Consider the following 8,282-nt stretch of genomic DNA (forward strand, 5'->3'; position numbering starts at 1 on the left):
AAACGATTTGAATTTCGGTGTAATTTTGACGATGGCCTTGATGCTTCTGATAATGCTTACGACGACGCATTTTGAAGATCTTGACTTTATCGTGGCGACCTTGCGCCAATACCTTAACCGACACCGTAGCACCTTCGACCAATGGCGCCCCGAATTTCAGGGAATCGCCAGCGCCAACTGCAAGCACTTGATCAATAGTGAGTTCGGTGCCAATGTCTGCAGGTATCTGTTCTATTTTGAGTTTTTCGCCGGCAACAACTTTATATTGTTTGCCACCGGTTTTTATGACCGCGTACATATGAAACCTCATCGAAATGATTGAAGACTATTAAAAAATTTTCTTTCCTAAAACACCATGGTCAGCGACAAACACGTGCTAAATCGCTGGGCGGAATCGGGAGAACCTGAGATTGTACATGGACTCGGGCTTTTCGTCAAAAACTCTTGACAAGTGCGGAATTCACCACACTTCCATGCTTCCCTCCGGCAACTTCGGCCGAAGGGAAGCTCTCAGCAACCTCGCAAGGCCAGACTCACCAGCAGCCAAGCGGCCTTTTTCATATAATGGCGGTATTCTGAAACTTTTTAAGGTATTGCCATGAGCGATGTACAAGCGTGGATCAAGGAAACCGTGACCAGCAACCCAGTGGTGCTGTTCATGAAAGGAACCGCGCAGTTCCCACAATGCGGATTTTCCGGCCGCGCCATCCAGTTGTTGAAAACCAGCGGCGCTGAAAACATCGTCACCATCAATGTGCTGGAAGACCCGGTCGTGCGGCAAGGCATCAAGGATTACTCCAACTGGCCTACCATCCCGCAACTTTACGTCAACGGCGAATTCGTCGGCGGCTCGGACATCATGAATGAGATGTTCGAATCCGGCGAACTGCAAACCTTGCTGAAGGCCTGAGACCGCCCGTGGTCCCGGCCAGCCCGCCACCACGCCGCCTGATCGTCGCCATCACCGGCGCCACCGGCGTCGTCTATGGCGTGCGGCTGCTGCAGCTGCTGCGTGAACTGCCTGGCATCGAAAGCCATCTGATGATTTCCGACGCCGGCGTGCTGAACCTGCACCAGGAGCTGGAGATGCGCCGCAAGCAGGTCGAAGCGCTGGCCGACGTGGTGCACAATGTGCGCGACATCGGCGCTTCCATCGCCAGCGGCTCGTTCCAGTCCGACGGCATGATCGTTGCCCCCTGCTCCATGAAAACCCTGGCTTCGGTGGCCCACGGCCTGTCGGACAACCTGATTGCCCGCGCCGCCGACGTAGTCCTCAAGGAACGCCGGCGCCTGGTCCTGATGGTGCGCGAAACGCCGTTCAACCTGGCGCACCTGCGCAACATGACCAGCGTCACCGAAATGGGGGGCATCATTTTTCCGCCGCTGCCGGGGTTTTATCACCGGCCGCAAAGCATTGCGGAGATGGTCGACCATACCTTGGGGCGGGTGCTGGACCTGTTTGCGATCGAACATGCGCTGACGCCACGCTGGAACGGCTTGAAAGCGGAATAAAAAAACCGGGCGCACAGCCCGGTTTTTTTTATCGCCTGCGAAAACCTAACGGCTGTTGCGCCCGGTCAGCCAGGCGCTGCGCATGGCCGTGCCGAGCGCCGGCTTGGCTGCGGCATCGAGGCTGACCTGCGGCGCGCTGTCCGCCAGCAGGCGGACGCTGAATACCAGCAACTCGTCGCGCCGGAATGCGTGGATCGTAATGGTATCCCCGACCCGATAACGCGCCAGCAAGACATCCAGCTTGGCCGGCACCCGGATGCCGTCGATCGCCACCAGCACATCGCCGGCCGACAATCCGGCGCGATGGCCGGCGCCGCCGTGATACACATTGGCCAACTTGCAATCGCTGCCGCTGTAAGCGATGCGCACGCCCAGCGAAGGCTTGCCCGGCTTGCGCTGATCGGCCACCACAATGCCGGTCGGCGCCAGCAGTTTCGCCAGCGGCAAATCATCGGTGGCGCGCACGTAGCGGTCGAAGAAGCGCTTCAGCTTGAGGCCCGTGACTTCGTCGAACAAGGCTTCGACCGCGGCTTCGCTGACGCCACGGCCGCTCAAGGCATTGTCGGCATAAAAATCGCGGCCGTATTTTTGCCACAGGGCGCGCATCACGTCGTCCAGCGATTTCTTGCCCTTGGTTTCGCTGCGGATGGTCAAGTCCAAAGCCAGCGCCACCAGCGAACCCTTGGTGTAATAGCTGACTATCGCATTCGGCGCGTTTTCGTCCTGGCGATAATATTTGACCCAGGCGTCAAAGCTGGACTCCGCCACGCTTTGCTTGTGGCGGCCGCTGCCGAGCAGGACGCCATTGACGGTTTTTTCGATCAGTTTGAAATACGCTGCCTGGTCGATCAGGCCGCTGCGCAACAGCATCAGGTCGTCGTAATAGCTGGTGAAGCCTTCGAACAGCCACAGCAACGGCGTGTAGTTTTCAACCTGCAGGTCGTAAGGTGCGAAAGCCGCCGGCTTGATGCGCTTGACGTTCCAGGTATGGAAGTATTCGTGGCTGCACAGGCCCAGGAAAGTACGGTAGCCGTCGCTCATCTCCGGCTGCCCCTTGACCGGCAAGTCGGCGCGCGCACAGATCAAGGCCGTCGATGCGCGGTGCTCCAGGCCGCCATAACCGTCGCCGACCGCCAGCGTCATGAATACATAGCGCTCCATCGGCGCGCGCTTGGAGAACTTGCTGCCGGCCGGTTCGAAAAAGGCGATCTGGGTTTCGCAAATCTTTTTCAGGTCCGCGCTCAAGCGCGCCAGATCGAGATTCGGCACATTGCCGGTGATCGCCATTTCATGCGGCACGCCATGCGCCTTGAAACTGAGCAGCTGGAAAGTGCCCATTTCGACAGGATGGTCGATCAGCTCGTCGTAGTTGGCGGCAACATAACTGCCAAAGGCGCCGCGCTTGGCTTTCAGCGTCGGCAATGCGGTGGCGATGCGCCATGCTTCATAAGCCTCGCCTTGCGGCCGCTGGATATCGACCACATGCGCAACATCCTCCTGGCCGACCACGCGCAGGAAAACGCTGGTGCCGTTGAAGAATGCATGGGTCTGGTCCAGATGCGCGGTACGCACCGACAGATCCCAGGCGTAGACCTGATAGTGCAAGGTCAGCGGACCGTCGCAGGGCGCAGCTTGCCAGGAATGCTTGTCGATTTTGCGCAAGGCGATCTTGCGGCCATTCGATTCGGCGCGGATCTGCACGATGTTGCGGGCAAACTCGCGGATCATGTAGCTGCCCGGGATCCACGCCGGCAAGGCGACGATCTGGCCGACGGCAGCCGGATCGGCAATCGTCAAGGTCACGGCGAACAGATGGGCGGCCGGGTCGGCGGCGACAATACTGTATGACAGTGCGCCGCTGCCGGTTTTAGCAGCTGATTTTCTACTGGTATTCTTTTTCATCTTCTTATCCTCGAACGTTACCGGCAATCACGGTCAGCATCAGCGCCGCCACCGCGACGCAGGTCAGCCTGAAACGCAATTCAATAAACCAGGACGGCAAGCCGTACCATGGAAACAGGCGCTTGTCAGCCTGGTAAGCGGCGATGAAGCCGGCGATCAGCAAGGCGAAACCGAAGCCGCCGGCCATGGTCGAGAACCAGGCAATGATGGTCGGCGCCACGCCCCAGATCAAGGCTTTGCGGGTGTGATCGGCGGACAGGTTGGCGCGCAGCACCACCGCGCCCCAGTGGATTCCGCCCAGGAAAGACAGCGCGGCAATGCCGTATGCCAGCTGGCCGCGGATGAAATCGCGCAGCCAGTCGACACTGACCAGCCAGCTCGCCAGCGTCAGCAGCACGAACGGAATCAGCCCGGCATAGCCGAGTAAATGAATAATGCGTTTGTTCAGGAAATGTGGGTTCATCTGGTCAGGATAACGTCAAATGGGCTGGCGGAAAGCATGGGCCGCCGCGGCTGCGCAAAAAAGACGTTAGTGTAGCGGGATTGCGCCAACTCGGCGCTTCCTCGGTAGCGTGGCGCCGAAAACACCTGCCGATACCCGGCTTCACGAGGAGGATTGTCGTATATCGGCGACGGTGTCGATGTCCTGATGTATGCCAGGATCGTCCAGCGCCACCTCGACCACGGGAAACGACTGCAGCAGGCTGCGGGCGCCCTGGTCGCCGCGCAAGGCCAGCAGGCGCGACAAGTGCAGGCGGCTGAAGCCGACCGGATTGCCACGCCGCCCCTGGAACGTCGGCACCGCAATGTCGGTGCCCTGACGCAGCGCCGTCGCCAGGGCCTGGATGGTCGCGCTTTCCACATAAGGCATGTCGGCCAGCGCGATGACCCATCCGGCCGCCTCCCGGGTCTGCTGTATACCATACGCCAGCGAAGCCGCCATGCCGTCATCGGCATTTACGCATTGCACCCAGGGGTATTCGGCAATTTGCGCGACCTGGTCCGGCATATCCGGCCGCAACACGATGCACACAGGCAGCGCCGCGGCCAGCGCAGCGGCGGCACTGGCAAGCACGGTGCGGCCAGCGGCCGTCGGCAGCGTTTGCAGCAGCTTGCTCTGGATGCCGGCCGGATCGAAGCGGCGGCCACGGCCGGCGGCCAGCAACAGGCCGACGATCTGGCCGCTATATATAGGAAGACTCATAGCGGACTGTGAGCAGCGGGATTGCGTGGGAAGAAATTATTTCAACGAGGAGAACTTTGCTTCCATGGTCTTGGCATCGATCCAGCCCGGCGAGCGCGAGCCGTCGGCAAAAATGATCGTCGGCGTGCCGGTCACATTCAGCTTTTGTCCGAGCGCCAGGACCTTGTCGTTAGGCGCCTGGCAAGATGCCGGGGCAGCGGCAGCGGCCTTGCCGTCGACCATCAGGTCGGTCCATGCCTTGTTGCGGTCGGTGCTGCACCAGACGTTGCGCGCCTTGACCGACGAGTCTTCCGCCAGGATGTTATAGAGGAAAGTATAAACAGTGACGTTATCGACTTCCTGCAATGTCGTCTTGTGGAAGCGCTTGCAATAGCCGCAATTCGGATCCTCGAACACCGCGATCACGCGCTTGCCATTGCCCTTGACCTTCTTCATGGCCAGGTCCAGCGGCAGGTCGGCGAACTTGACCTTGTTCAGCTCATCGACTCTTTCACGCGTGAAGTCGCGCGACGACTGTGCATCCATGATGCGGCCTATGAATACATATTTGGCGGCGGCATCGGTATAGAAAATATCGCTGCCGACGCGCACTTCAAACAAGCCGGCATACGGCGTCTTGGTGACTTCGTCGACCTTGGCGCCCTCGCCCAGGCGCGGTTCGATCAGCTTCTTGACCGCGGCTTCCTGCAAGGTTTCGGCGCCAGCCAGGCTTACCCACAGGCCCAGCAAGGCCGCCAGCATCATGCTTTTTTTCATCGTCATTCCAGTTATTCGCTTGTCCGACCCAAAGCGTGGGCCATCAGTTGTCTTTTTAAGACTGGTATCTTGTCCAGCAAGTTCAACCCGGCATTACGCAACAGGCGCAATGGGCCGAAGTCAAACCCGAACAAGCGCTCCAGGCCATCGGTCGTCATCTGCATCAATAATATCTCTTCCTTGCGCGCACGGGCGTAACGCGCCAGCAGGCGCTCGTCGCCGCAGTCGCGATGGGCGCCGCGCTCTGCCAGCACCTGGATCAGGGTAGCGACATCGCCAAAGCCCAGGTTCATGCCGTGCCCTGCCAGCGGGTGCACCACGTGGCCGGCGTCGCCGATCAGCGCCACGCGCGGCGCCACCAGCGCATGCGTCTTCAGCAGAGATAGAGGAAATCCTTGCGCCAGCTCCGGCTGCAAGGGCTGCAACTGCCCCAGCTGGTCTGCCGCCAGCAACGACAGACGCGCCGCCACCTGCGGCAGCGGCTCTTCCAATAACGCCAGCGCCAGCGCCTCCGGCGCCGACCAGACCAGCGACACGCGCTGGCCGGGCAGCGGCAGCAAAGCGACGATGCCTTCGGTTTCGGTAAACCATTGATGAGCGATACCGTGATGCGGCCGCTCGCAGGAAAAATTGGCGACCACGCCGCGCTGCTTATAAGAGCGGTAATCGATGCCGATACCGCACTGGCTGCGCACCCACGACTGCGCACCGTCGGCGCCGACGACCAAGGCCGCGCTGATGGCCTCGCCCGACTCCAGCTGCACCGTTGCGGCAGCGGCGTCGGCCTGCATGCTTTGCACGCGGCCAGTGACAAGCCGCAGATTCGACGCAAACTTCAGGGCGGCATCCAAAGCCTGGTTGAGATTCCGGTCCTCGACGATCCACGCCAGCGCATCGACATGCGCACTGTAGGCATCAAAAGACAGACTCCCTGTGCTGCTGTCGGTCCCGCCCTTGATCGACATGCCGTCAACCGCGGCAATCCGCGCCGGATCAAGCGCATCCCATACCTTGACCGTGGACAGCAAGGTCCGCGCAACATGGTTCAGCGCATATACGCGCGTGTCCCAGGTATCCGCCGCAGCCGTTGCAACGGTGCCCGGCGCCATCCCCAGCAGGGTGACGCGCAAGCCCGTCTGCGCCAGGCCAAGCGCCGCCGCCTTGCCGACAGCGCCATTGCCGACGATACATATATCGCACTGATGTTTTGTCATCGGCGGCGCGCCAGCGGTTTTCGAGATTGATCCGGTATCTTTCATGCCGTCATTATAGCGATTACGCTCGCAACAGCTGGCGAGCGCCATGAAATAAGGGTTTCCAGCCAGCCGAGGAGCGGCTGCAACGACCCGCAAAGGGCCTCGCAAAGTTTTTTTAAAAAAATTCAACAATGGGCTTTGCGGATCAAAAATGTTTTGCTATACTCCTGTCCCTTGGCCTGGTAGCTCAGTCGGTAGAGCAGAGGATTGAAAATCCTTGTGTCGGTGGTTCGATTCCGCCCCGGGCCACCAAAACATCAAAAAGGGCTTAGCTTCGGCTAAGCCCTTTTTGCATTTGCAAAGTCATTTCAAACGAGGGCAATCCTCGGGCCGGGCTTGCCGGCGCCCTGTATATCACCAGATATTGCAACAACAAACGGTAATCCTTTTTTTGTGATCCCCCCGAGATTTGGTAAGATCACAAATCAAGACAATATTTTATATCCCTTTAAAACGAACCAATTGCCGTCTAAACGTTCCTATAGGCCAATCGCCGGCGCTTTTCGCCGCGTTTAGCTCAGACACCACACTGCTTTATGCTCAAAAACAAATCCCGCAAGCCGATTGAAATAAAAATTGCAACAGTGGTCGCCGTCTCGGCGATCTTGCATGATTCCGATCCGATGGCCCTGGAAGCAGCTTTGCAGGAAATGACGGGGGGCACCGCGGATTTCTTTGACAACGAGTTTGCCGTCATCGATATCGCTGCGCTGGGAACGGACAGGCCGCCGATAGACTGGCCGCAACTGGTCTCGCTGCTGAAAAAGTATCGCCTGAATGCAGTCGCAGTCCGCAACGCGCCGACTGAAATGGAAGCCGACATCCTCGCCAGCGGACTGAGCATCGACCAGATGGTGGCTGCGCGCCAGGAGCCTGCCGCAGCGCCGCCACCGCCGCCAGCCCCGCTGGCGACGCCGGCCAAGGCGGCCGCCAGCACCATGATCATCGATACGCCGATCCGTGCCGGACAACGCATTTATGCGCGCGACGCCGACCTGGTCATCACCGCCACCGTCAACAATGGCGCCGAAATCATCGCCGATGGCAGCATCCACGTCTACGCGCCCTTGCGCGGGCGGGCGCTGGCCGGCGCCAGCGGCGATACCTCGGCACGGATTTTTGCCGCCAGCATGGAAGCCGAACTGGTCTCCATCGCCGGCGTCTACCGCACTTTTGAAAACGGCCTGCCGCCGGAACAAAAGGGCCAGCCCGCACAAATTCGACTGAGCGGCGACCGGATTGACGTACTATCGCTCAATTCCGCGTCCCGCAATTAATCGAGTCTGGGGCTGCAAAAATTTTTATCGAATCGCTGCAAGCGCTTTGTTTTGCAGCTTTTCATTACAATTCGAATGTTTTATCTAGTCAGTTGAGGACAGAGTAACTCGCCACGCTACGGTGGCTCATAAACTCTGTCCCGCAATGGTTAAGATTGCTTAAAGGAGCTCTTCGTGGCAAAAATCATCGTTGTTACGTCCGGCAAAGGCGGAGTTGGCAAGACCACCTCCAGCGCTAGTTTTGCATCGGGTCTGGCCATGCGCGGCCATAAAACCGCCGTGCTCGATTTTGACGTCGGCCTGCGCAACCTGGACCTGATCATGGGCTGTGAACGGCGCGTGGTGTACGACCTGATCAACGTCGTCAACAAGGAA

The 8,282-nt window shown here is 59.3% G+C and carries 10 protein-coding genes and 1 tRNA gene; 5 read left to right on the forward strand and 6 right to left on the reverse strand.

What is annotated here, in order from left to right:
- The coding region (rplU, locus tag VNZ65_RS14165) for a 50S ribosomal protein L21 (protein ID WP_325670055.1) at positions 1-298 on the reverse strand (298 nt) is incomplete at its 3' end.
- A gap of 300 nt (positions 299-598) precedes the next feature.
- Here rplU and grxD point away from each other — a divergent pair.
- Both grxD and VNZ65_RS14175 read left to right on the forward strand, forming a co-directional pair.
- Complete coding sequence (grxD, locus tag VNZ65_RS14170; protein ID WP_061944363.1) at positions 599-910, forward strand: Grx4 family monothiol glutaredoxin; 312 nt, start codon at positions 599-601, stop codon at positions 908-910.
- An 8-nt stretch (positions 911-918) separates the two neighbouring features.
- Entirely contained in the window at positions 919-1,512 is a 594-nt protein-coding gene (locus VNZ65_RS14175) for a UbiX family flavin prenyltransferase (RefSeq protein ID WP_325670058.1), read from the forward strand.
- A 45-nt stretch (positions 1,513-1,557) separates the two neighbouring features.
- Here the strand turns inward: VNZ65_RS14175 and VNZ65_RS14180 are convergent, their stop codons facing one another.
- The 5 genes from VNZ65_RS14180 to VNZ65_RS14200 form a co-directional block, all read right to left on the reverse strand.
- Positions 1,558-3,414 (reverse strand): M61 family metallopeptidase, encoded by a 1,857-nt coding sequence (locus VNZ65_RS14180; protein WP_325670060.1) that lies wholly within the window; start codon positions 3,412-3,414, stop codon positions 1,558-1,560.
- A 4-nt stretch (positions 3,415-3,418) separates the two neighbouring features.
- Positions 3,419-3,877, reverse strand: a complete 459-nt coding sequence (locus tag VNZ65_RS14185; protein WP_061944368.1) for a DUF3429 domain-containing protein — start codon at positions 3,875-3,877, stop codon at positions 3,419-3,421.
- Between the two features lie 141 nt (positions 3,878-4,018).
- Positions 4,019-4,618: a nucleotidyltransferase family protein gene (locus VNZ65_RS14190; RefSeq protein WP_325670063.1), complete on the reverse strand. Its 600-nt coding sequence runs from the start codon at positions 4,616-4,618 to the stop codon at positions 4,019-4,021.
- A gap of 36 nt (positions 4,619-4,654) precedes the next feature.
- Positions 4,655-5,374 (reverse strand): DsbC family protein, encoded by a 720-nt coding sequence (locus VNZ65_RS14195; RefSeq protein ID WP_414649135.1) that lies wholly within the window; start codon positions 5,372-5,374, stop codon positions 4,655-4,657.
- 11 nt (positions 5,375-5,385) lie between these two features.
- Positions 5,386-6,588 carry an FAD-dependent monooxygenase gene (locus tag VNZ65_RS14200; protein WP_325670067.1) on the reverse strand — a complete coding sequence of 401 codons (1,203 nt, stop codon included), beginning with the start codon at positions 6,586-6,588 and terminating at the stop codon, positions 5,386-5,388.
- A 218-nt stretch (positions 6,589-6,806) separates the two neighbouring features.
- On the opposite strand from VNZ65_RS14200, the gene VNZ65_RS14205 reads away from it, so the two are divergent.
- The 3 genes from VNZ65_RS14205 to VNZ65_RS14215 form a co-directional block, all read left to right on the forward strand.
- Positions 6,807-6,882, forward strand: a tRNA-Phe gene (locus VNZ65_RS14205).
- A 284-nt stretch (positions 6,883-7,166) separates the two neighbouring features.
- The gene (gene minC / locus VNZ65_RS14210) at positions 7,167-7,907 is read left to right on the forward strand and encodes a septum site-determining protein MinC (RefSeq protein ID WP_325670069.1); all 741 of its coding nucleotides are present in this window, start codon (positions 7,167-7,169) and stop codon (positions 7,905-7,907) included.
- Between the two features lie 174 nt (positions 7,908-8,081).
- The coding region (locus VNZ65_RS14215) for a P-loop NTPase (RefSeq protein ID WP_325670071.1) at positions 8,082-8,282 on the forward strand (201 nt) is incomplete at its 3' end.

The sequence above is a fragment of the Collimonas sp. genome (genome assembly GCF_035566555.1).
Lineage (GTDB): Bacteria > Pseudomonadota > Gammaproteobacteria > Burkholderiales > Burkholderiaceae_D > Collimonas.